The following is a 21,467-nucleotide window of genomic DNA, read 5'->3' on the forward strand; positions in this document are numbered from 1 at the left end:
GGTTTCAACCGCCCGGACAGCGGAAGGCTACTCCCGATTCTTCCCGTTCTGCCTGATGAGAAGCATGAGGGTGTACGGGTCCACGATCTCGACGTCCGCGCCCCTGGGGGATGCCTTGATCGCCTCGAAGAGCTGCTTCTGGGCGGTCGGCGTCCAGAGGATGTCGCGGAAGATGAAGAATACCGGCTCGGCGGCCGGGGCTTCGCTCCGTGACCGCTCCTGTTCGACGCGATCGAGTACCACCTGCGCCGACTGCTCCGGGCCGTGCACCAGGTCGTCCGACATGCGGATGTACGGCACCCCCTTGCGGACTCCCCAGCGGCCGATCTTCTGCGCCACTATCCCCGCCGGCGAGAACTCGGCGTAGGCGTCGAGCGTCTCGTCCGACATCGGCGGCGCGTACCCGTCAATGATGAACCCCGTGAGCGAGAGGTCCCACTGCCGATAGTACCGCCTGCAATGATCGGCCCACGTCCGCACGCCCGACGGGAGGCCCGAGTACTCCCTCGGCTCCTGGAGATGCCCCGGGTTGACGTACCCCGCGCCGACATCGCCCGCCACGAAGAAGTCGAGATCCGACTTGTGCTTCCGCGAGTATGCCATCCCCGGCGCGAACCGGTCCGCGAGGTTCGGGTTGAACGCCCAGCCCAGCGGAATCGTGCCGCGAGCCGGGTCGTCCCACATCTCAGGGAGCTTGTGGTAGAGCCACGCCGCCGAGTCGTAGTCGCCGACGTAGATGGTCACATAGGACTTATGGGACACTTGACCATCGGCATCGATGTAGCCCTTGGCCTTCAAATCATCCAGGGCAGGCAGCTTCTGCGGATAGCGCGCATCGAGCGGATAGTGCTGGTAGACCGAGGCGTTCGCCATCGCCGAGAGCCCGAGCGCATCGGCGTCCACGAATGCGTTGAAGCAGGAGGTGACCTCGGCCATCCGCCACTCAGTCGGCACGCCGCCATGCTTTCCGCCCGAGGCGTGACTGTCGGTGTACTTCTTGTCCCAGGGGGTGAAGCCGCCGATGTGGATCATCTTCTTGCCCTTGACCTGCTCCCACGCCGAGCGCAGGATCGCTTGGAGCGTCCTCAGGTCGGCCCCCAGCGGCTGATTCGCGTCGTCAACCGGCGTCTCGTCGTCCCACGGCCCGAGGTCGAAGAAGAATCCCTTGTGCGCGATGAAGTAGTCGTGGTTCGAGAGCGTGTGGTTCGGGACGTACCCCTCCGGCCGCTTGAGCCAGTAGGCGTCCAGGTAGTAGCCCATCCTGGTGGGATCGCACTTGCCGGTGTCGAGGTACTTCTCCTTCGCCCAGATCAGGGCGTCGCACTTGGCGCTCCCGGTCGAGGGGGTCTTGCTGCCGGGGATCGCGCCCTTGCCGGTGAAGATGCTCGTGCCGTCGCGGTTGACGAGCCACTCCTTCACTGGGAGCTTCAGGTCGGCGGTGAGATGATGGTAGAGAGAGCCAGGCTCGAGGTCGAACCGGACGCACGCCAGGTCCTCGACGCCGGCGATGGTGGATGCGACGTTGGAGGTCGCGGAGACCTTCTCATCGTAGACGACCAGGCCCTCGATGTCGCCCCGGAACCGCCGGATCAGCGCGTCGAGGTCGGGGATTGCCTCGAGTTGGTAGTCCGCCAGCCACTCACCCTTAGCCTGAAGCTTATCGAGCCAGTAGCGGTCAATGCTCCCGTTCTCGCCGCCCACGAAGTAGAGGTAGAGCCTCGGCTCCTTGCGGTTCACGATGCCCTGAATGGATGAGACGAAATGCGCGTCGTCCCATGCCTTCCGGCGCTGGTTCGGGTCCTCCCGATTGAGCTTGAGGGTGTAGGTCAGATCGTAGGTGTAGAGGGGCTTCGCCTCCGATCGAGGAGCGGCCAGGCACAGGGCGAGCAGGATGAAGAATATGAACATGAGCGACAACATGGGCCTCCGCGGGTGAGTCTGGCCCAGTTGTATCATGCGCGGGGGCGGTAGGGCAAGGAGAGGGAGGAAACCGATCTTAGCTATCTGTTGAAGTGTTGACTGAGTTCTGCATCTGTGTGATAATCTATGCGTAGAGACACGACTGCAGTCCAGTGTTGGGAGGCCGAGTTGAAACACCAATGTGGTTGCGCCGAACCCGCAGAGCATCCGGCCATACTCCACCCGTTCGAACGTGAGCTCATGGTGCCTTCGGAGGAGTTGGAGGTTAGCCTTACGGGCGGTTCCCACTGCCCCTGGGAAGACCACTTCCTCAACCCGCGAAGGCTGCGCGGAAGCGACTTTCTGATGCGTTGGTCTCAGGGCCGATGGAGCGAGGACCGCATCATGCAGGCCGTCAATGCAAGTCGCAGATACTATGCCATACCATACGGGCCAAGCGATACCGCACCAGACGACGACATCCGAGAGTTTGAGCTGTACTTCGAGCGTCTCGAAAAGGCAGGACTCGGCAACATCAAACGTCCGGATATTCTCGTGTTCCGAATTGACGACAAGGCGGACGTTGGCAGTCTTCTTGAAAGCATCGGAGGAACTCCCGAACTGCCTTTCACCAGTGAAGACGATCCCAGAATGCGCCGCATTCTGTCCATGGCCGTTGTCGCTGTGGAATGCGAAAACAGCCTGTGAAAGGCCCGAATGATGCCGGATTATGGCAGGGATCTCACCATCCAGAAGCGCCTCAACGGTCAGGTTGGACTGAAGAAGACGGCGATTGTGCCCACGATCATCATCAAAGAGGAAGACAGGGCCCCACTGGACTCGTGGCAGTCCCAATCGCGGGTGCCGATTCACATATGGCATGTGTTCCATGATCTGGCATTTGGCATTTCTCTGAACAAGATCGAGCGCCTTATCAGCTCGGGGCAGATCGAGCCGACGGTTCAGGTGTTTCAAGCTCCCAACGGAATCACTACCAGGAAGATCATTTACAAGGTTTACTATCAGCACGCGTATGTTCTGGGCGAAACAACCAAGGAACCTGTGTTGACGGCAGACAGCATAACCGATAAGAACGGTCACATAATGCCCTACGTGCGCTTCGAGGGAGGACGATTGGCGCTGTCACCCGAAGCCGTCTTTGAGCTGGACAAACTGTCTGTGAGCAAAGGGTAGAACAATAGTGGCAACATCACATCAGAGGCTCCCGACTATCTGGCATGAGCGAGAAGCACTGAGGGCCAAGGGTCAGTTCTGGACGCCCGACTGGGTTGCGTCCGCCATGGTCGCCTATGCCGTGGGCGACACCTCTGACCATGTATTCGACCCTGCGGTTGGCGCCGGAGCATTCTTCCGAGCGGCAAAGGCACATGGGTATGGAACCGGTACGACACTGAGGCTAATGGGATGCGAGATTGACCAGGCGGCGCTGAACGAGGCTCTGACAACCGGGCTCATTGAGGAGGATTTGTCGGGGGTTGCGATGTCCGATTTCTTGCTGCATCCCCCTTCGGTCCGGCCGCATTCCATAGTAGCTAACCCACCGTACATCCGACATCACCGCCTTTCCTCTTCCTTGAAGCAAGAGATGAGATGTCTGTGCCAGAGACTGCTGGGGCGGAGTCTGGACGCGCGAGCGGGCTCACATGTCTACTTTCTGGTCCGAGCACTGGAAATACTGGCTGACGGCGGGCGACTCGCGTTCATTCTCCCGGCGGACACATGTGAAGGAGTGTTCGCAAATACGTTGTGGAGTTGGATAGCACTGAATTACCGGGTGGACGCGGTGGTGACATTCACCCCTGATGCGACGCCGTTTCCAGGGGTTGATACGAATCCTATGATTGTTCTCATTCAGAAGTCCCGCCCAAGAGCGGAGTTCTGTTGGGCCCGGTGTGCAGTTTCACAGACCGACGACCTGACTCGCTGTATTGCCTCCGGCTTCAGCGACGACAGGAATGGGGCAATCTCTGTCCACATACGCAGCATCGCAGAAGGCCTGAAGACTGGAATGTCGCGACCGCCGATGGAGGAAGGCATGGATACAGGCCCCACCCTCGGTGATTTCGCCAGGGTTATGCGCGGGATAGCCACAGGAGAGAACAGCTTCTTCTTCCTTACGAAGCAGCGGGCACAGGAGTTGGGCATCCCTCCGGAGTTCCTGACCCCCGCGATAGGGCGCACCCGCGATGTGCAGGGTTCGTGCATAACAGATGAGACGATCACCGATCTGGAGAGACGAGACCGACCTACTCTCCTTCTGTCTGTGAACGGTCAGCCTTTCGAGTCGTTGCCCGAGACTCTGCGCGACTATATACGAGCCGGAGAAGAAGAAGGCTTCCACAGAAAGGCTCTCATATCCACGCGTCGGCCTTGGTACAAGATGGAGTGTCGGTCTGTTCCACCGCTGCTGTTCGCCTATCTGGGACGGCGTAATGCGCGATTCATACTGAATACTGCAGGTGTATTGCCTCTGACGGGCTTTCTCTGCGTATATCCGCGTATCGATAGTCCGCTTCTCGTGAAGAAGCTGTATCAGGTCCTACAGCACCCACAGACTGTGGCAGGATTGGCATTGGTGGGCAAGTCCTACGGCTCGGGTGCAGTCAAAGTAGAACCGCGTGCCTTGGAACGCTTGCCGCTTCCGCGGTCGGCTGTGGAAGAGGCTGGCCTGTGGGACTTCCGACTGGGCGAACAACTCGGCTTCGTAATGGAGAAGAGGGCGGACTACTCGGTCTCTCCTGAATCCATATAACGCATAGGACGGCAGCTGTCCCGTTCTTCACATCTTCCTCTGCCGCGCTTCCAGGAGAGACTCCGATATTTCTTCCGAGATCACGCCGAAGTCCTTCGAGGCGATGCTCTTCCAGTCCTGTGGGTACTGCGACTCGTCAGGCCGCATAGAGCACCTTGCCTCTCCTCATGATCGTCTCGATGAACTGGTCGCCGATCTCCAGCCGCCGGCTGATCTCTTGAGGCGTGAGGACGAGAGTCTCGAGGGGCGTCCTTCGCTGAGGGTCTGAGAGGATGCGCCTGACAGTCGTCCAGCGGTCCATGAACCGCTCGGGCGTGTCCTTGATGATGAGGAGGTCTATGTTGCTCTCCCCGTCAGGCGTTCCGTAGGCATACGAGCCGAACAGGATGATCCGCTCCGGCGAGTATTCAGCCGCCAGCTTGCGCACCATGCTCAGGATGAGTTTCTGGTTAGTCTGACGATCGCGCCTGGTCATGTCCGTACCGGACTCCATGTTAGCCGTGTGGACGAAACCTGTCAAGGTCGGGCCACCGCGGATGCTCTCCTGTCACAGCTTACCCCCGTGCTCGATCAGCAGCTTCTCGATCGGCTTGAGTTCCGGCTTCAGGGGGACCGGGCCGCCTTGCGGCAGGCGGACCGGCGACTGGAACTTGTAGAGGTAGGCGAGCGGCGTCTGGCCGTTCCTGTCCTTCGCATTCACGTCCGCCCCGCGGTCGAGCAGGAGCTTCACCATCTCCGTCTTCGCCCGCACGACGGCCGTGTGCAGGGGCGTTTCCCCCTCGCCGCCGCGGATGTCCACCGGCGTCCCATGCTCGATCAGCAGTCGCGCCGACGCCGTGCATCCATGCCTGGCCGCGAAGTGCAGGGCCGTCTGCCCGTTGATCAGCTCGGTGGCCGCGGAGGGACGCTGCGCGATGATCTTCGCGGCGGCGGCCGTGTCTTCGAGCATCACGGCGTCCACCAGCGCCCAGCGGTTCGACGGCCTTGCGCCCAGGCTCTTGAGGGTCTTGATCGTCTCGGCCGCGCGCGCCATCGCCGCGGAGTCATACGGGGTGTACCCGTCGTCCGCCGCCGCGTTCGGGTCCGCCCCGCCGGCTATCAGCGCCTCGACCGTCTTGGTCCGCCCGTAGGCCGCCGCCCTGTGGAGGGCCGTCTCGCCCGTCTTCGACCGCATACCGACCTTCGCTCCGCCCGCGAGCAGCGTCTTCGTCATCTGGGTGTAGACGGATTCAGCGGCCAGGTGCAGGGGCGTGTGCCCGGCCCCGTCGGCGAAGTTCGGGTCCGCCCCGTTCCTGACGAGGAAGTCCACCATGTCCGGCCGGTTGGCGACGACCGCCGCGTGCAGGGCGGTGCTGTTTCCTCCGCTCTCGGACTTCGCCCTGTCGTTCACGTTCGCGCCTTCCTTGAGCATGAACTCGGCCGCGGGAATATGCCCCGCCCACGCAGCGCGCCTGAGCAGCCTGCCAGGGTCATCCTTCTTCGCGCCGAATGCGATCAGGGTCTGGGCGACGTCTACCGAGCCCCGGCAGATCGCGTCCTCCAGCGGACTGTCGCCCTGGGAGTTCGGGGTGTTCGGGTCGCCCCCTGCCAGCAGAATCGCCCGCACCATCTCCTCGTCGCCCGTGCGTATCGCCGCGTGGAGGATGGTGTTGCCGCCCGCGTCCTTCTGGTTCGCCTGCCCGGGATGCTTCTTCAGGATTCTCTCGACGGCCCTCACGTCACCTTCGAGGACCGACTTCGTGATGTTCGGCTGGCTGCACCCCGCGAGCAGAACACCCGCGATCAGCCCCGCGACGATCACGCGCTGATTCCTGGTTCCATCAATCATGCTTCCGCCTCCATCCGACACCCCGTAGTTCTATCGCTGAATCCTCGATCCGCCGCCCTCGAGGAGCGCCTCGACTTCCTCGAGCGTCGCCCAGTTCAGGTCGCCGGGGATCGAGTGCTTGAGCGCCGAGAACGCGACCCCGTAATCCACGCCCTTGCGCCAGTCGCCGGTCAGGTAGCCGTAGACGAACCCGGCGGTGAACGAGTCGCCGCCGCCTACGCGGTCTATCAGCTCGCATGGGTACTTCGCGCTCTCGTGAAACGCGCCGCCCGAGTAGGCGAGAGCGGACCAGTCGTTCCGCAGGACTGACAGGTCCTCGCGCAGCGTGATCGCCACGACCTCGAAGCCGAACCGCTCGTTCAGCCTGACCGCGACGTCATGGTAGCTCTCCTCACGTATGCCGAAGACGACCGCCGTGTCCTCCTCGGTCGTGATCAGGATGTCCACGTACTCCATCATCGGCACCTGGCAGACATTGGCCTCGTCGGGTGTCCAGAGTTTCTTGCGGTAGTTGACGTCGTAGCTGACCTTCGCGCCGGCCGCCTTCGCCGCCCGCATCGCCTCGAAGGTCGCCTCCGCGCACGACTTGCTCAGCGCCGGGGTGATGCCGCTGACATGGAAGAGCCTGCACCCGTCGAGCGCCTTCGCCCAGTCCACTTCGCCCCGCGCGAGCGTGCTGACCGCCGAGCCGGCGCGGTCGTACAGGACGCTCGACGCCCGCGGGTTCGCGCCGAACTCCAGGAAGTAGATGCCGACGCGCCCGGACTTGCTCCACACGATGTGGGACGTATCCACCCCCTGCTCGCGCGCCTTGTTGCGGACCATCCGGCCGATCGGGTTCTCCGGCAGCTTGGTCACCCACGCGCTTTCGAGCCCGAGCCTCGACACGCCGACAGCGACGTTCAGCTCCCCGCCGCCGATCTTGGCGTCGAACGAGTCCGTCTGCTCCAGCCTGTGAAAGTCCGGCGGCGAAAGCCGAAGCATCGCTTCGCCGAGTGTGACTACCTGTGCCATCCTGTCCTCCTACTGGTCTCATCCGTCTCATCTGTCCTACAGGTCCCATGGGACGCATGCGACAGATGAGACCTATGTCAAATCCGCAGGTATGCCTCTTCGACCGTGTCCGCCGTCGTCTCGACCGTGCGGGCGTCGAGCACCCTGATGTCCGGTCTGGCGAAGCCGTTCTGGACGGCGATCCGCTCGACCATCTCCTTGCGGAACGTCACCGGGCGCTCGATCGGCATCGGTGGGATCGAGCCGATTCTGCCGATCGCCTCTTTCGTCTTCTCCGCGATCAACCCGTGCGCCGAGTCGAGCGAGAGCATCCTCGCGCCCTGGCACGACAGCCCGACCTTCACCTGGCAGGTGACGACGCCGGGTATCCAGTCCGAGGCCTCCGCGCACGCCTTGTCGTCGCCGGAGACCATGATCACCGGCTTCCCGAAGTCTGACGCCACGCCGGCATCGAGCCCGATTTCGCCGACCTTCCGCCCGTTCAGCCAGTAGTTCTGCACCGTTTTGGAGGACATCGTGTGCTCCAGGAGCGCGCCGGGAGTGCCCGCCATCGCGTGGTAGCCAAGCAGGATCATCGCGTCGCACTCCTCGATGCCCGGCAGCCGTCTGGGACTCTGCCCCTGGACGACCTCTGCGCGAGGATCGAGTTCGACGGTGATGAAGTGGTTCCCCGATCCATGACCGTCCCGAAGGATGACGCCCTCAGCGCCCGCGTCGAAGCACGCCCTGATGCACGCGTTCGCGTCCCATGTGTAGTAGCGTCGCGCGTCCTGGTAGAGCTTGCCCTCGGACAGAACGTGATCGCTGCCCGATATCCCGCTGATGCCCTCCATGTCTACGAAGACGAGTATCTTCATGTAACCCCCAGTGGTCAGTAATGAGTGATTAGTGATGAGTGATGAGTGAGTGGGAGTGGTCAGGCCAGGTAGTCGGCGATGTCCTCGCGTACTCGGTCCGACCTTGCAGTGCAGAACAGGTGAGACTTCTGTATCATGGCGCTCAACATGCGTCCTATCGCGTCCAAGTCCGCCATGAGTTGTTCAGACTGCTCCTGCGAAACGTACCCACACTCACGCGCCATCTCAACCCAGTGTTCCGTCTCGAGTTCCTCCGCGCAGGCATCGGTCAGCTTGCTCACGAAGTGCTTCTCATAGCGCCTCTTGCCCCATGCCTCAGCTATCTGGGCCCCTATTGAACGAGAGGAGCGCCGGACCTGATCGGTCAGTGAGTAGACCTCGTCTTTGGGGAACAGCTTGCTCAGCCGAAAGATCGCGGAAGTGACTGCTCTGGCTCTCTGATATACCACGAGGTCGCGAAAGCTATCCGCATGGCCGTGCTCCGTCATCGCTATCCTCCCTCACGACTAATCACAAATCACTCATAACTCATAACTAATCACTCACCGCTCTCCACTCCCGCACTATCTCCCTGAACCTGCGCGCGCGGCTCGTGATCTCGGCGTAGTCGCCGGAAGCCATCAGCTTCTTATCAATCAACGCTCCTCCGACGCCCAGGCAGACCGCGCCCGCTTCGAGCCAGGACCGAGCCGTGTTCAGGTCTACGCCGCCGGTCGGCATGAACGGTATGTCGGGGAACGGGCCGTGCAGGTCCTTGAAGTAGCTCGGCCCCATCACGTTCGCCGGGAAAATCTTGATGATGTCGCCGCCAGCCTGCCACGCGGTGATGACCTCGGTCGGGGTCAGCGCGCCGGGGAAGAACGGGACGCCCCTCGACTTCGCCGTCTCGATGGTGGCCAGGTTGGTGCTCGGGCTCACGATGAACTGAGCCCCCGCGTCCACCGCGCTCGATGCCATCTCGGGCGTCAGGACCGTCCCCGCGCCGAGGATCACATCGTCGCTTACCTTCTTCGCGAGCGCCTCGATGATCTGCAGGGGGTTCGGACAGGTGAACGTCACCTCGATCACGTTCACGCCGCCTTGAAGCGCCGCCTCGATCGCCTTCAGTATCTGCTCGTCCGACTCGCCGCGTACCACCGCCGCGATGCCGCACTCGAGTATGCCGTCGAGAATCTGCTTCTTGTCCGTCATCATCCTACCTCCGGGCTGACGTAAGGGTATCACCCAGGCGGGTGCTCAGTCAACCGAAACAGAGCGTACCCAAAACAGGCAAAACGTGGTAGAATGGGGCACTTTGCAGGCGACTTCCCCCGCCTCGGATACACGCAAGGAGAGCCATCATCATGAGATCAAAGGTAGTCGCGACGGCGATGCTGCTGTCACTCATCGCCGCCGCCGGAGCCGCCGGCGCCGCGCAGCCGGAGTTCCGTTCGATTCAGATCCACCACTGGGTGGACGGCGGGCTCAGCCCGGAGCAGATTGACCAGACCGTCGCGTGGGCGAAGAAGGCGAACGTCAACGTCCTGCAGTTCCAGGTAAGGCGCGTCGGCGACGCATACTACGACTCGGCCTACGAGCCGCGCGCGACCAACATCAAGGGCGGCGCCGACTTCGATCCGCTCGGCTACATCCTGAAGAAGGGCCGAGAGAACGGCATGCAGGTCCACGCATGGGTCAACACCTACCGCACCTGGACGGGCAAGAACCCGCCGACGGACCCGAAGCACGTAGTGCTCCGGCACCCCGAGTGGCTGACGAAGGACGTGGACGGCGTCGTGGCCGGCGGTGAGGGCACCTTCCTCGATCCGGGCGCGCCCGGGGTGAGGGAGTACCTGGTCGGCATAGTCGCGGACATCCTGAAGAAGTACGACGTGGACGGCATCATGCTCGACTACATCCGCTACCCGGGCCGGAAATACGGTTACAGCGACGCCGCAGTAGCCGCATTCAACAAGCGTTACGGCCGCACCGGGAAACCCCTGGAGGCCGACTACCTGTGGTGCCAGTGGCGCCGCGACCAGGTCACGGAAACCGTCAAGGCGATCCAGAAGGAGATCAACGGCACGAAGCCGTGGGTGGTGCTCTCCGCCGCGACGATCCCGTGGGGCGCGTGCCCGGACGACTTCCTGAAGACCGACGCCTACGCCCACGTCTTCCAGGACTGGCGGCTCTGGATGGAGAAGGGCCTGATAGACATCAATATGCCGATGAACTACAAGGACCCCGCGAACGAGAAGCACGTGCCGATGTACCTCGGCTGGCTCGACGGCATGAAGCGCTGGTCGTACGGGCGGACGGCCGTGAATACCATCATGCTCTTCAAGGGCAATGTGGACGGCGCGGTGACTCAGGTCCGCCAGACGCGGGATAAGGGCCTCGGGGTGGCGGGTTTCGCCTTCAGCCAGGGATCGAGCGCGAACGCCTTGGCGGACAAACTGGCGGCGAGCGTCTGGAAGGAGCCTGCCCCCGTGCCGAAGCTGCCGTGGAAGCCCGACAGGCCGTCCGAGGCCCCGAAGTAGGATCAACGGTTGTCGAGACGCCCCGGCGGCCGGAGCCGCCGGGGCGCTCACCGTTCCCCGACACGAGATGAACGATTCCCCGAGAGAGATACTGATGTCAGGGGCCGCGAAGCTCGGCATCGCGCTCGACGACGACCAGGCCGCCCGGTTCGACGCCTTCACCGCCCTCCTGCTGGAGTGGAACGAGCGCGTCAACCTCACGCGGATCGTGGAGCCGTCCGAGATCGCCCTCAAGCACTACCTCGACTCGCTCTCCCTGCTCTCCGTGCTGGATGTACCCTCCGGCGCGTCCCTTCTCGACGTCGGCTCTGGCGCGGGCATCCCTGCGATCCCGCTCGCAATCGCCCGGCCCGACCTCAGGATCACCGTGCTCGACTCCGTCCGCAAGAAACTCGCGTTCGTAGAGGTCGTCCTGCGCGAACTGGGCATCTCCGAGGCGCTGACGGTCCACGCCCGCGCCGAAGACGCCGCCCGCGATAAGGCGCATCGGGAGCGGTACGGCCTGGTCGCCGCCCGCGCCGTCGCCCGCCTGCCCGTCCTTGCCGAACTGTGCATCCCGTTCTGCAGGGTCGGCGGGTGGTTCGCCGCGTACAAGGGGCCGGCCGCCGCCGGGGAGGTCGCCGATGCCGGGAACGCCATCCGAGCGCTCGGGGGAGGCGCGCCGCGCGCCGAGGCCTTCTCCCTCCCTGGGACCGGCGACGGGCGGACGATCGTCCTGGTCCGGAAGGAACGCCGGACCCCGCCGGCCTACCCGCGCAAGGCGGGCGTACCGTCCGCCGATCCCCTCTAGTTCCCGGCGCTGTTGCATTGCCGCCGCCGCTGTGGTAGTATCAGGCGGTTGTGAAATAATGCACGAACTTGCCGCCGACTCGAGGAGGAGAACTGCGTCATGCCTCGAAGCCTGAGAGTCCCGGTCCCGACGCTGGAGCGTCTGGCGACCTATCTACGTTACCTGAACGACCTGGAAGCGACCGGCGTGGATACCATATCCTCGTCCGAGATCGAGCAGGCGACGGGCATCCATGCGGCTCAGTTTCGGAAGGACCTCTCGTACTTCGGGGAGTTCGGGCGGCCGGGCATCGGCTACAACGTGTACGACCTGCAGTCCCGCCTGGCGAAGATCCTGAAGGTCGAGAAGGAACAGCCGGTCATCCTGGTGGGCGCGGGCAACCTCGGCTCGGCCCTGATAGGCTTCCCGGCGTTCCGGCGTCACAACTTCCACATCGTCGCCGCATTCGACAACGACAAGAACAAGATCGGCCAGCGCCTGTGGGACCTGGACGTCCTGGACGTGGACGCCCTGAAGCAGGTCAACGAGGCCTTCAAGGCGCGGATAGCCATCATCGCCGTTCCCGCATCGGCGGCCCAGGTGGTCACCGATCAACTGGTGGAGGCGAATGTCCGGGTGATCCTGAACTTCGCCCCGACGACCATCCGCGTCCCGGAGGACGTGGTCGTGCGCAACGTCTGCTTCATCCAGGAGCTTGCCGTTCTCTCCTACCACCTATCCGCCGACGGCCCGGATCGCTGATTTTCCCGCCCGTCCCTGAGGGGGTGCGAAAAAACGGCCCGGCTGAGCAATCAGCCGGGCCGTCTTGCTGTCTACCGTTCTGCGGAGAGTTCCGCTTTACGGAGCTACGGGGGCCTCAGGAACGATCAGAGCGAGATCCTTCTCGTATGCCTGCAGCCAGTAGCCATGCCACGGCAGCAGAGTGTCCGTGGAGCCCCAGCAGTCAGGTATGCCGACGTCAATCAGGCTCTGTACCTGGTTGTCCCACCAGTAGCCTACGCAGTCTATCCAGTTGTTGGTCAGCACTGCGTCGGTCATGCTGTACACCGCGCCGCCGTCATGGACGATCAGGTCGGCCATGTACGTGTTGTGCGGCTTCGGATGTCCGATGATCATCCATCCGGTGTTGCAGACACCGATCCACTGGTCGAGCGTGCTCGCCTTGCCGCTGTAGCTAACGGCCCACGGATCGCTGAGCTGCATCCAGTAGCCGTCGCCCAGCAGAGCGCCGCCAAACGGGCCGTGCGAGCCGACCTCTGTCCAGTAGTCCCAGTTGTAGAGAGAACCGGAGCAGTTCTCCCATCTGTACATCCGCCCGTCAATGTCGAACGGATCCTGGGTCGGGCTGAGAACCATGTACGGCTCCCACGCCTTCGGGGTCCACTCGTCGCCGTCGCTGACGGCGGCCGGCGCGGCCGGCAGGCCGAGCAGGTTCCAACCGGCCGTCAGGGCGGTGCCGGACGGAGCAGCGATCGTGTCGAACGACGTCACCTTCGCAGCCGAGATCGGGACGATCGTCGGGGCAATCACGCCGCCGCCGAGGTCCTTGGCGCCGACTACGCCGGTCACGTCTACCCAGTCTGTCCACGGAGCCACGTCTGCAGGCGGGGCAGCCTCAACGAGCACGCCCGTCCCTGCGCCGTCGCTGACCGGCATGTCGGACCGGTTCGCGCCGTCCCACAGGTAGTAGGAGTTCGCAGCGGCCGAGGTGACCATGCCGAGGAAGTGGATCTTCAGACCGACGTTCAGCGCGCCGCGCCCGGTGCTGACGCCCGGGGTCGTGCCGCTTGCCTTGCCGCCGATCTCTCTGGAGCGCATGTCGAGCGCCGCGGGTGCGGTGGTGCCGTTCACAAGCTCCGCGATCGCCGTCGGAACGATGACCATCTCGCCGTCCTGGAGGTCGAGAGCGCCCACGACCTGTGCGTCGTCGCCGACTTCCACGGCGCTCGAGGTACCCTCAACACGGATACCGACGCTTCTGTCGGGGGCCTGGATCCAGATGGCGGCCCCGATCTTCGCCGAGACGATGCCGTGGACGTTGATCGGATCGCCGTCGTTCTTGGTCCGTATGACGGCCATCCCGTCCGGCGCAGGCAGCGAATCGGAGTAGGTCGCCGTCTGGTTGTTCGCGGTGGCGGCGACTATGGTGACCGCCAACGGGGCCGGCGCGGTGAAGCCCGAAATGGGCTTGAACTCGACCGTGTAGTTGCCAGGAGGCAGGCTCTCGCTCGCCGCGCTGTTCAACCAGGTGGTCTGTCCGACTCGCCTCCACTGCGCGCCCGCGGTCACGGCTGCCGCCGGCAGCAACGTCACCTTGAGCGTTCCGTACTTGGTGTAAGTGCCGGTGACGGTCGTCACCGCGCTTACCGTTACGGAGACGTTGGCGTTCGCCGGGGTAACGTAGTTCGTTACCGGCTTGAACTCGATGTCGTAGGAGCCGGCGGCCAGGAGTTCCAGCGCGCCGCTGTTCAACCAGGTCGTCTGTCCTACGCGTCTCCACTGTGCGCCGGTGACTGCGCCGGCTGCCTGGTCAACCAGGTTGACCTTCAGCACCGCCTGCGCGGCCGCCGTCTCCACCATGTCGCTCGCGCCGCGGACGCGGATACAGCCGCTGCCGTACCGCTCTCTGCGGCCCGCCGCGCCGGTGAAGGTGTAGACGCTGCCTATCGAGGGTATCGCGGGATTCCCCAGGGTGGCAGGCTTGTCTATCGCGATCTGGGCGGTGTGTCCGGCCAGGTCCGCGACCGTGAGGTACGGGACCGCGTCAACCGGTGTCATGCCGGTCTCGGTGCCGTCGGCCGTGTAACCGAGCACGATCGCATTCTCGGTCTTTGCGAACTTGCCCCACGCCTCGTGGAAGCTCTGCGTGACGCCGTGCATGAAGTCCGTGATGGCCAGATTGACCGGGGCTGCCGGCAGTCCGCCGAGGTTGCCGAGGTTGGAGTACGTCGGCAGGATGTTGAAGTTCGCCAGGCCGGTCTCGATGTCGGTGTTCTGGATGAGCACTCTGCGCTCGTGCCCGCCCGGGATGTCGAGAAGGCCGGTGATCATGATCGTCTCACCGACTGCCGGGCGCTTCCCGAAGTACGTCGAGTTGCCCAGGAAGTCCTGGCCGTCGACGTCGTCCCACTGGAACGGGAAGGTATCGCTGGGCGCCGTGACCATAAACAGCATGCCGTTGCCGGCGCTGTTCGGGTCGCAGACGTACCACTGGCCGCGCTTGTAGGTCGTGTCGGTCCTCGTCTCGAGGCCGTCCGCGGCGGTCGGGGCCAGGCCCTTGGGCTGAGCGTAGCAGACGCCCTCGACGTTGACCTTAGTGCCGTTCGGGGTCGCTCTCGCCTCGGCGATGGTCAGCGGCCTCAGGTAGAGCTCTACAGTGAATCCGGTGTAGGGCGCGGTGATGTTGATCGGCGCGGTGCTGCCGAAACCCACCTTGGAAGCGCTCACCGCATACGATCCCGCGGACAGCTCGATGTTCGCGTATCCGCCGACATCGCTGAGGGCCGAGTAGTAAGTGAACGGGCCCTGCGCGCGCGGATCGGTAGCGCCGGGGATTCCTCCGCCGACAGCCTTGATCTGCGCTCCGCTGATGAACCAGGTTGATACCCTGGTGTGCCTTATGTTGGCGTCGAAGTACGGGTCGCCGGTCACCTGGAGCTTCAGCTCCTCGGGGTCGGCGTTGCTCCCCATGGCCGCGTCAACCGGGGTGGCCGTCAGGAAATGAACCGGCTGGCCGAAGCCGGTCGTGCAGCGAGTGCCGACCTTGGCCTTGATGCCGCTCAGCGTCGCGATCGCGGTCTTGCCGGTCGCGTCGGACACATCCTGCGAGAGCGAGCACGGCGCTGTCCCCGAGTAGCCGATCGGCCTCAGGTCAACCGTGCAGCTCATGATGTCCGCCCAGCCGTTGACGTCCATGATCTTGAACGACACGGACGCCGTGTCATAGTCGTCGGCCGCGATCGTGTTGTCCGGGGTCCACACGGCGCTGCCGGGGACTACGACCGGGGAGGGGGTCGCGGTGAGCTGGAAGGCGGTCGTCCGCTTCGTGGAGCACGTGTAGGTGCCCGCCTCCGCGAAGAGCGCCCAGTAATGGTTCGCCCACGTCCAGGTGGAGTGGCCCCAGTTCGCCGCGATGTTGCCGACGCCGTCGTTGGAGATCATCAGTCCCCAGTTCAACGGGCTGCCGAACTCACTTATCATCGCGTTGGTGGCGGGGTCGGACTTGCGCACCGGGAAGTAGGTCGAGGAGACCTGGCGGTTTATCCACAGGGAAGGAACCGCGCCTCCGACGAACGTCACGTCCGTGGTGCCCTGCTGGCCTGCCGCCGGCGTCGGGGGACCCACGGCGAAGGCGCCGTCCTGGACCCATGCGCCGCTGACGAGGTTCCACTTGCTGACGCCGTTGTAGTCGCCGCCGTTCGAAGCGACGTACACGGTAGTGTTGTCGGCGTTCGCCCACATGCCGCAGTTGCTCGCCCCGGAGGCCGCGAACAGCGTGTTGCCGCCGAACGGAGTGGTCTGCCAGGTGACGTGGTCTGCATTGACCGTCATCTTCTTTATGACCGTGCCGCCGGAATGGTATATGTGAGTCTTGCCGTCAGGCGTCTTGCGCGCGAAGATCGCGCGGTGGTTGGTCTGCGTCGGCGACTGGGAGACGAACTGGCCGTCCGGCGTGAAGCAGTAGGCGAACATCATGCTTCGGTCGCAGACGTAAACGTAACCGTCGTCGGCCACGGCGACGTCCCACGGAGCGCTGGCGCCCCACGAGATTGCTTCATCCTGGAACTTGCCCAGGTACGTCCCGTCCGGGCCGTACATGTAGATGTCCTTGTTCGTCTTGTGGGCGGCGTAGATGCGCCCGTAGTACTGGCCGGTGGCGGGATAGCAGTTGACCGCCGTGCCGTAGAAGCCCTCAGTCGTCGCGGGGTCTGAGCCGCCCTCTACGGTCGGGTTGACGCCGGTGAATGGGCCGATGATCGGGCCCCAGGCCGCCCGGGTGGACGTGGCGGAAAGCTCGGCCACGTAGTAGCCCATCGGGGCGGTGGATGCGTCGTCCTGCTCCGCGAGCCAGATGAATCTGTGGAAACCTCTGGCCAGCCCCGTAAACGTTACGGTGCGGACTGCCGCGCCGGTAGGTGTGCCTCCCGCATCGGAAGGCCTGATCTGGATCGTGACGTCGGCTTGACTATTCAGTGTATAGTCAATGAACGCAGGGACGTACTGGGACGCCTTAGCGCCGTAGATCTCTACGGCGGCCTGCGCCGAGAGCGCCAACGCCAGCATCAACGCCAATGTGATGACGCCGATTGCAGCTTTGTGCTTCAAGGTGAATCCCCCTTTCAGGTGTGGTTGTTGCCGACTCTAAGTCTACCATACAAATGAGCATTCGGCTACCATTTTGGGTAAAAACAGGTAAATTTACCGAGCCGAAATGCCCCGCGAAACCGCCCGCGCGGGCGGTTTCCACGCATTCCTGCGGGGGCGCGCCCGGGTCCGCCGGCCTGGGGACGCAAAAAGGCCCGCCGGACGGCGGGCCTTTCGATGCAATCCTGTGAGGTCTTTCGGGCGAGCCTAGCTCGCGGCCGGCACGATCAGCGCCAGGTTGTCCTTCTTGCTCTCCACCCAGTATCCGTGCCATGGGTCGAGCGTGGTGGTGTCGCCCCAGTCGTCGTCGAGGCCCATCTGCTTCAGGTTCTGCGTGCCGCTGTCCCACCAGTAAGCGATGGTCTCCAACCACGCGCTGCCCCTCGCGGCGGCCAGCGGCAGAGTCACCGTGCCGTCCGTGATCTCGACGGCGTTCCAGTCAACCTGGTAGGAGTAGGGACAGCCGATGATCGTCCAGCCGGTCTTCGGCAGGCTGATCCACATATCCGTCGTGTCGTTGTCCGTTATCCCCTCGAAGCATAGCTGAGCGGGCGCGCCCGCGGGCAGCGCCAGCCAGTACCCTTCGGTGATCAGCATGTTCCCGAAGGCCTCCGGGGTCCACTCCGAGTAGGCTACGAGGTTCTGCAGGGCGGCGTCCCAGCGGTAGATGTTTCCCTCGAGTGAAGATCCGTACTCGTCGAGCACGGCCGCAGGCGTCGGGTTCGTCGGGATCGCGGGCAGAGACATCAGGTTCCATCCGCCGTTGATCGGGCCGGGCGAGGGGGCGCAGACGTTCTGGATCGCGGCCGACGCCGGGAGGCAGATCGAGACTGCGGCAATAGCGATGAGAAAAACCTTTGCGGATTTGAACATTTGCTGACCTCACTTCGTTCGACGTTAGCGCAGGCGCCCGATACCGTCAGGCCGCCCGCGCCGGATCGCGCGGAGACTAGTTACCCTTGTCAGTTTATCGCTTTTCCGCCTCCGGGTCAACTGGTAATAATACCTGAATGACTCCGGAGGGCCGCCATGGACCGCGGTTTCGAGGGCGACGCCCGCATGTATTGGACGCCGCGCGCGGCCGCTCTGTTCCCGGCGCGTGAATCCGATCCGCGAAAACCTGATAGATTATACCCATCTTGTCACGCTTTCAATCACAGGATTGATAAGTTTTTTAGCAGACAAGCAAGCGTTTGCGTTTGTCGGACGCGCGTGACGGGTATGGGGGGAATGGTGGGCCCACTCGGATTCGAACCAAGAACCAATCGGTTATGAGCCGACCGCTCTGCCGTTGAGCTATGGGCCCGCATCTCGCGAAGCGCGGTTCGGAGCATCGTCAGGGTATCAGAAATCGGCCCCGGCGTCAAGTTCGGAGCGCGCCGGGCGAAACCTTTCCGATGCAAAACCAGTCTATGCAGGTGTGGGCGCCGCGTTCCGCTTCAAATGAGGAGCGCGGCGGGAGGAATAAGGAGATGGTCAGGCTTCGAAATGTCCTGTTGTTCGTCTTGCTGGCCGCAGTCGCTTCCTCGACAGCCCTCGCCGCCGAGGACAACTGGCGCATAAGCCTAAGAGCCGATAACGGTTCTGGTGGTGGCTCCGGTATAGATATGCAGGCAGGAGCGCTTCCCTTAGCCATCGACGGTCCGCGCCCAGGGGCGTGGGAACGAGAGGACTTGGAGGCTTACTACCTTACTGACTTCCCACAGGTGGTTCGGTGGATATCAACGGTCATTGCGGAGGATACACGGACCTGGACGAGGGATATACGCTCTCCAGCGACCCCAGCCTCATACCCGGGCGGCACGAAGGTCTGGGACCTGCGCATCGCGGGGATGCCGAACGCCACCCCCGATCCGATCCGGCTCTTCCTGCGGACCCTCAGTTCCGGATCGCTCCAGCCCGCCGCAGTCGGCGGCGTCGAGGTCGGCTACCGGCTAGTCATGGTGGATAACCGGGGCGTCCCCGGCGCTCCCGCGAACCTGCGGGTGTGGGACCTGCCGATCCCGACCGCCCACGCCTCCGAGCCGTACTGGTATCTCCCACAGGCCGACTGGCTGCCGATGCTGAGGGTCAGTTCTCCCACGCACGAGGCGATGATCGCGGAGGGTTACGTGATGCGCTTCGAGCAGTATGTTCTGACCGGCGAGTATCCGGTCCCCGAGCCCGCCGCGATGCCGGCACTGGGGATGGGGCTCGCGGGCATCGCCGCGTCGGCGTTGCGTAAGCGGCGCGCATAAGACAAGAAGGGCGGCTCTCGCCGCCCCTCCGACAGGTCTACGTCAGGTACTCCTCGAGCTTCTTGCGCCGCTTGGCGTGGCGGAGCTTCTTCAGCGCCTTCGCCTCGATCTGGCGGATGCGCTCGCGGGTGACCGCGAAGTGCCGGCCGACCTCCTCCAGCGTCCTCGGGTAGCCGTCGTCGAGCCCGAACCGCATCCGAAGCACGTCGCGCTCCCTCGGAGTGAGCTCGGAGAGCACCTCCACGATCCGCTCCCGCAGAAGCTGATGGGTCGCCGCGTCGTCGGGCGATACGGTCTCCTGGTCCTGTATGAAGTCAGCCAGGTGGCTGTCTTCCTCCTCGCCGATGGGAGTCTCCAGCGAGAGCGGCTCCGGCGCGATGCGGTAGATCTCGCTCACGCGCTCGACCGGTATCTCCATCTCCTTCGCGATCTCGTCGAGCGTCGGGTCGCGCCCGAGCTCCTGAGTCAGGTGGCTCTGGGTCTTCATGAGCCGGTTGATCGTCTCGACCATGTGCACGGGTATGCGGATCGTGCGCCCCTGGTCGGCGATGGCGCGGGTGATGGCCTGGCGAATCCACCATGTGGCGTATGTGCTGAACTTGTAGCCCTTCAGGTAGTCGAACTTCTCGACCGCGCGGATGAGGCCGATGTTCCCCTCCTGGATGAGATCGGGGAACGACATCCCCCGGCCGCCATTGGCACGAATCTTGCAGTAAGAGATTACAGGGCTTCTCCAACCTTTTCCCTGAAGGGCGTAACTCTTGGCGAGCCCAGAACGTTATGGTAATAGTGCTCGGTTGACGATAGAGGAGAAATGTTGCGGGCCCCGAATTGGGAGTCACGCAGCTTTGAGGTTCACATACGAAGTACACCCATACGGAAGGTGGTACGAGCTTTGAAGACGATACGCACCGCACTCACAGCCTTGGCGCTCCTGGCGCTCCTCGCGGGGCCTGCTCTCTGCCAGGAGATATGGCAGGAACAGAGGATCACAGATGATCACACGTGGTTCACCGGGGCGACTCTCCTGTGGGAGGACAAGATCTACTGGACAGACCGACGGAACGGTTACGGCGAGATATACACGTGGGACCAGACAGGAGGAGAAAGACGGCTTATCGGAGGCGATGGGATCAGCCGCGGCTCTGCTGCCATCTGGGGAGACCAGATGGTAGTATCAAGGTATGTCAGTGGGCAGCGTCATCTCTACCTATGGGATCCTGTGAACGGAGAGCGTGCTATCACCCCCACGCCTACCAACCAACTGAATCCTGCTATCAGCAATGGAGTGGTCGCCTGGGAAGATTACCGTTCAGGCATACCACAGATCTATGTCTGGGATGCAGTCAACGGCGAGAGGCGAGTCTCACCGACAAACAGCGATCAGACGAATCCCAGGGTATCAGAGAACGGCACTGTCGTCTGGGAAGATCGGAGGAACGGACGCTCGGACGTGTACATGTGGAATCTCGCGGATGGTGAGAAAAGGCTCTCCACGTATATCTCAGACATGTCGGCCCCCGCGATATACCAAGACAGGGTGACCATGTGGCTGATTGGGGGCAGCTTCCCGGAGGACAGAGGCCTCTGGGAGTGGACGTCCGACCACGGGCTGCGACAGTTGGGCCAGATCAGCTATACAGATCCATACAGTATCATGTACGCCAGGATGTGGGGAGATCTTGTGGTTTGGCAGTCTGGAAATGGGCCGAGTGGCGTTATGGCTTGGGACCCTATGCACGGCTTCATCCGAGTTAACCAAACTGCCTTCGGGTATGCCAGGTCTCCATCAGTGTTCGAGAACAAGGTGGCTTGGGTGGGAAACTACGACATCTATCTTTCCACTCTCGTCCCCGAGCCGTCCGGCTTGGCAGCGTTGAGCCTCTCCGCATGTCTCCTCTGGCCTATAATGCGCCGAAGAACTCGGCACTGATGCGTTGACCACCCTAGAGTAAGGAGGTGATGCTAGAAGACAGAATTCCAAGACGGTCGTGCAGTACAGACAGTTGATATCACGAAAAGGAGCAGGAAATGCGAAAGGAAGCATGTTTTCTACTGTTGTTCTGTCTGTCAGCCCTCATGACCCCCGCGGCTTTGGCGGATAGCATCACGGTCAACGCCGCCCCGCATCCGCCGTCGGAGAAACCAACCACAGCATTTTCGGCCAGAACCTCAGCTACTACACC

At 63.1% G+C, this 21,467-nt stretch carries 16 protein-coding genes, 1 tRNA gene and 1 pseudogene; 7 read left to right on the forward strand and 11 right to left on the reverse strand.

The genetic code is table 11. The annotated features are described in order from the left end of the window. Positions 1–27: 27 nt before the first annotated feature. Entirely contained in the window at positions 28–1,920 is a 1,893-nt protein-coding gene (locus tag KBC96_06040; protein MBP6963950.1) for a hypothetical protein, read from the reverse strand. Positions 1,921–2,046: 126 nt separating this feature from the next. Here KBC96_06040 and KBC96_06045 point away from each other — a divergent pair. Beyond that, a pseudogene (locus tag KBC96_06045) lies at positions 2,047–3,093 on the forward strand (AccI family restriction endonuclease). A 7-nt stretch (positions 3,094–3,100) separates the two neighbouring features. Then, positions 3,101–4,672, forward strand: coding sequence for an N-6 DNA methylase (locus tag KBC96_06050; protein ID MBP6963951.1), 1,572 nt, complete (start codon positions 3,101–3,103; stop codon positions 4,670–4,672). A 136-nt stretch (positions 4,673–4,808) separates the two neighbouring features. Here the strand turns inward: KBC96_06050 and KBC96_06055 are convergent, their stop codons facing one another. From KBC96_06055 to eda, 6 genes are all read right to left on the reverse strand, one after another. Continuing rightward, entirely contained in the window at positions 4,809–5,147 is a 339-nt protein-coding gene (locus KBC96_06055; GenBank protein ID MBP6963952.1) for a nucleotidyltransferase domain-containing protein, read from the reverse strand. A gap of 72 nt (positions 5,148–5,219) precedes the next feature. Beyond that, the gene (locus KBC96_06060) at positions 5,220–6,500 is read right to left on the reverse strand and encodes an ankyrin repeat domain-containing protein (protein ID MBP6963953.1); all 1,281 of its coding nucleotides are present in this window, start codon (positions 6,498–6,500) and stop codon (positions 5,220–5,222) included. A 30-nt stretch (positions 6,501–6,530) separates the two neighbouring features. Beyond that, positions 6,531–7,514: a sugar kinase gene (locus KBC96_06065; protein MBP6963954.1), complete on the reverse strand. Its 984-nt coding sequence runs from the start codon at positions 7,512–7,514 to the stop codon at positions 6,531–6,533. 77 nt (positions 7,515–7,591) lie between these two features. Continuing rightward, positions 7,592–8,371: a M55 family metallopeptidase gene (locus KBC96_06070; GenBank protein MBP6963955.1), complete on the reverse strand. Its 780-nt coding sequence runs from the start codon at positions 8,369–8,371 to the stop codon at positions 7,592–7,594. Positions 8,372–8,430: 59 nt separating this feature from the next. Then, on the reverse strand, positions 8,431–8,859 hold the full coding sequence (locus KBC96_06075) for a four helix bundle protein (protein ID MBP6963956.1): 429 nt from the start codon (positions 8,857–8,859) through the stop codon (positions 8,431–8,433). Between the two features lie 46 nt (positions 8,860–8,905). Further along, positions 8,906–9,562 carry a bifunctional 4-hydroxy-2-oxoglutarate aldolase/2-dehydro-3-deoxy-phosphogluconate aldolase gene (gene eda, locus KBC96_06080; GenBank protein MBP6963957.1) on the reverse strand — a complete coding sequence of 219 codons (657 nt, stop codon included), beginning with the start codon at positions 9,560–9,562 and terminating at the stop codon, positions 8,906–8,908. Between the two features lie 152 nt (positions 9,563–9,714). Between eda and KBC96_06085 the strand changes: the two genes are divergently transcribed. The 3 genes from KBC96_06085 to KBC96_06095 all read left to right on the forward strand — a co-directional run bounded on the left by KBC96_06085 (position 9,715) and on the right by KBC96_06095 (position 12,421). After that, the gene (locus KBC96_06085; protein MBP6963958.1) at positions 9,715–10,890 is read left to right on the forward strand and encodes a family 10 glycosylhydrolase; all 1,176 of its coding nucleotides are present in this window, start codon (positions 9,715–9,717) and stop codon (positions 10,888–10,890) included. 94 nt (positions 10,891–10,984) lie between these two features. Next, positions 10,985–11,680, forward strand: coding sequence for a 16S rRNA (guanine(527)-N(7))-methyltransferase RsmG (gene rsmG / locus KBC96_06090; protein ID MBP6963959.1), 696 nt, complete (start codon positions 10,985–10,987; stop codon positions 11,678–11,680). 99 nt (positions 11,681–11,779) lie between these two features. Next, positions 11,780–12,421 carry a redox-sensing transcriptional repressor Rex gene (locus KBC96_06095; GenBank protein ID MBP6963960.1) on the forward strand — a complete coding sequence of 214 codons (642 nt, stop codon included), beginning with the start codon at positions 11,780–11,782 and terminating at the stop codon, positions 12,419–12,421. Positions 12,422–12,517: 96 nt separating this feature from the next. Here the strand turns inward: KBC96_06095 and KBC96_06100 are convergent, their stop codons facing one another. The 3 genes from KBC96_06100 to KBC96_06110 form a co-directional block, all read right to left on the reverse strand. Further along, positions 12,518–17,005 (reverse strand): hypothetical protein, encoded by a 4,488-nt coding sequence (locus KBC96_06100; protein MBP6963961.1) that lies wholly within the window; start codon positions 17,003–17,005, stop codon positions 12,518–12,520. A 246-nt stretch (positions 17,006–17,251) separates the two neighbouring features. Next, positions 17,252–17,917: a hypothetical protein gene (locus KBC96_06105; GenBank protein ID MBP6963962.1), complete on the reverse strand. Its 666-nt coding sequence runs from the start codon at positions 17,915–17,917 to the stop codon at positions 17,252–17,254. Between the two features lie 358 nt (positions 17,918–18,275). Beyond that, positions 18,276–18,350, reverse strand: a tRNA-Ile gene (locus KBC96_06110). A 166-nt stretch (positions 18,351–18,516) separates the two neighbouring features. On the opposite strand from KBC96_06110, the gene KBC96_06115 reads away from it, so the two are divergent. After that, positions 18,517–19,281 (forward strand): PEP-CTERM sorting domain-containing protein, encoded by a 765-nt coding sequence (locus KBC96_06115; GenBank protein MBP6963963.1) that lies wholly within the window; start codon positions 18,517–18,519, stop codon positions 19,279–19,281. 37 nt (positions 19,282–19,318) lie between these two features. Here KBC96_06115 and KBC96_06120 read toward each other — a convergent pair whose 3' ends face one another. Beyond that, positions 19,319–19,963, reverse strand: coding sequence for a sigma-70 family RNA polymerase sigma factor (locus tag KBC96_06120; GenBank protein MBP6963964.1), 645 nt, complete (start codon positions 19,961–19,963; stop codon positions 19,319–19,321). Between the two features lie 213 nt (positions 19,964–20,176). Here KBC96_06120 and KBC96_06125 point away from each other — a divergent pair, with 213 nt between their 5' ends. After that, positions 20,177–21,214: a hypothetical protein gene (locus KBC96_06125; protein MBP6963965.1), complete on the forward strand. Its 1,038-nt coding sequence runs from the start codon at positions 20,177–20,179 to the stop codon at positions 21,212–21,214. The last annotated feature ends 253 nt before the right edge of the window (positions 21,215–21,467 follow it).

Source organism: Armatimonadota bacterium, assembly GCA_017993055.1.
Classification (GTDB): Bacteria; Armatimonadota; UBA5829; order DTJY01; family DTJY01; genus JAGONM01.

What these genes read in the sequence shown, in the direction of transcription:
- KBC96_06075 (MBP6963956.1), bottom strand. Translation starts at nt 8,859, where the DNA reads ATGACGGAGCACGGCCATGCGGATAGCTTTCGCGACCTCGTGGTATAT.
- KBC96_06060 (MBP6963953.1), bottom strand. Translation starts at nt 6,500, where the DNA reads ATGATTGATGGAACCAGGAATCAGCGCGTGATCGTCGCGGGGCTGATC.
- KBC96_06095 (MBP6963960.1), top strand. Translation starts at nt 11,780, where the DNA reads ATGCCTCGAAGCCTGAGAGTCCCGGTCCCGACGCTGGAGCGTCTGGCG.
- KBC96_06055 (MBP6963952.1), bottom strand. Translation starts at nt 5,147, where the DNA reads ATGACCAGGCGCGATCGTCAGACTAACCAGAAACTCATCCTGAGCATG.
- rsmG (MBP6963959.1), top strand. Translation starts at nt 10,985, where the DNA reads ATGTCAGGGGCCGCGAAGCTCGGCATCGCGCTCGACGACGACCAGGCC.
- KBC96_06105 (MBP6963962.1), bottom strand. Translation starts at nt 17,917, where the DNA reads ATGTTCAAATCCGCAAAGGTTTTTCTCATCGCTATTGCCGCAGTCTCG.
- KBC96_06040 (MBP6963950.1), bottom strand. Translation starts at nt 1,920, where the DNA reads ATGTTGTCGCTCATGTTCATATTCTTCATCCTGCTCGCCCTGTGCCTG.
- KBC96_06115 (MBP6963963.1), top strand. Translation starts at nt 18,517, where the DNA reads ATGGTCAGGCTTCGAAATGTCCTGTTGTTCGTCTTGCTGGCCGCAGTC.
- KBC96_06065 (MBP6963954.1), bottom strand. Translation starts at nt 7,514, where the DNA reads ATGGCACAGGTAGTCACACTCGGCGAAGCGATGCTTCGGCTTTCGCCG.
- KBC96_06085 (MBP6963958.1), top strand. Translation starts at nt 9,715, where the DNA reads ATGAGATCAAAGGTAGTCGCGACGGCGATGCTGCTGTCACTCATCGCC.
- KBC96_06120 (MBP6963964.1), bottom strand. Translation starts at nt 19,963, where the DNA reads ATGTCGTTCCCCGATCTCATCCAGGAGGGGAACATCGGCCTCATCCGC.
- eda (MBP6963957.1), bottom strand. Translation starts at nt 9,562, where the DNA reads ATGACGGACAAGAAGCAGATTCTCGACGGCATACTCGAGTGCGGCATC.
- KBC96_06070 (MBP6963955.1), bottom strand. Translation starts at nt 8,371, where the DNA reads ATGAAGATACTCGTCTTCGTAGACATGGAGGGCATCAGCGGGATATCG.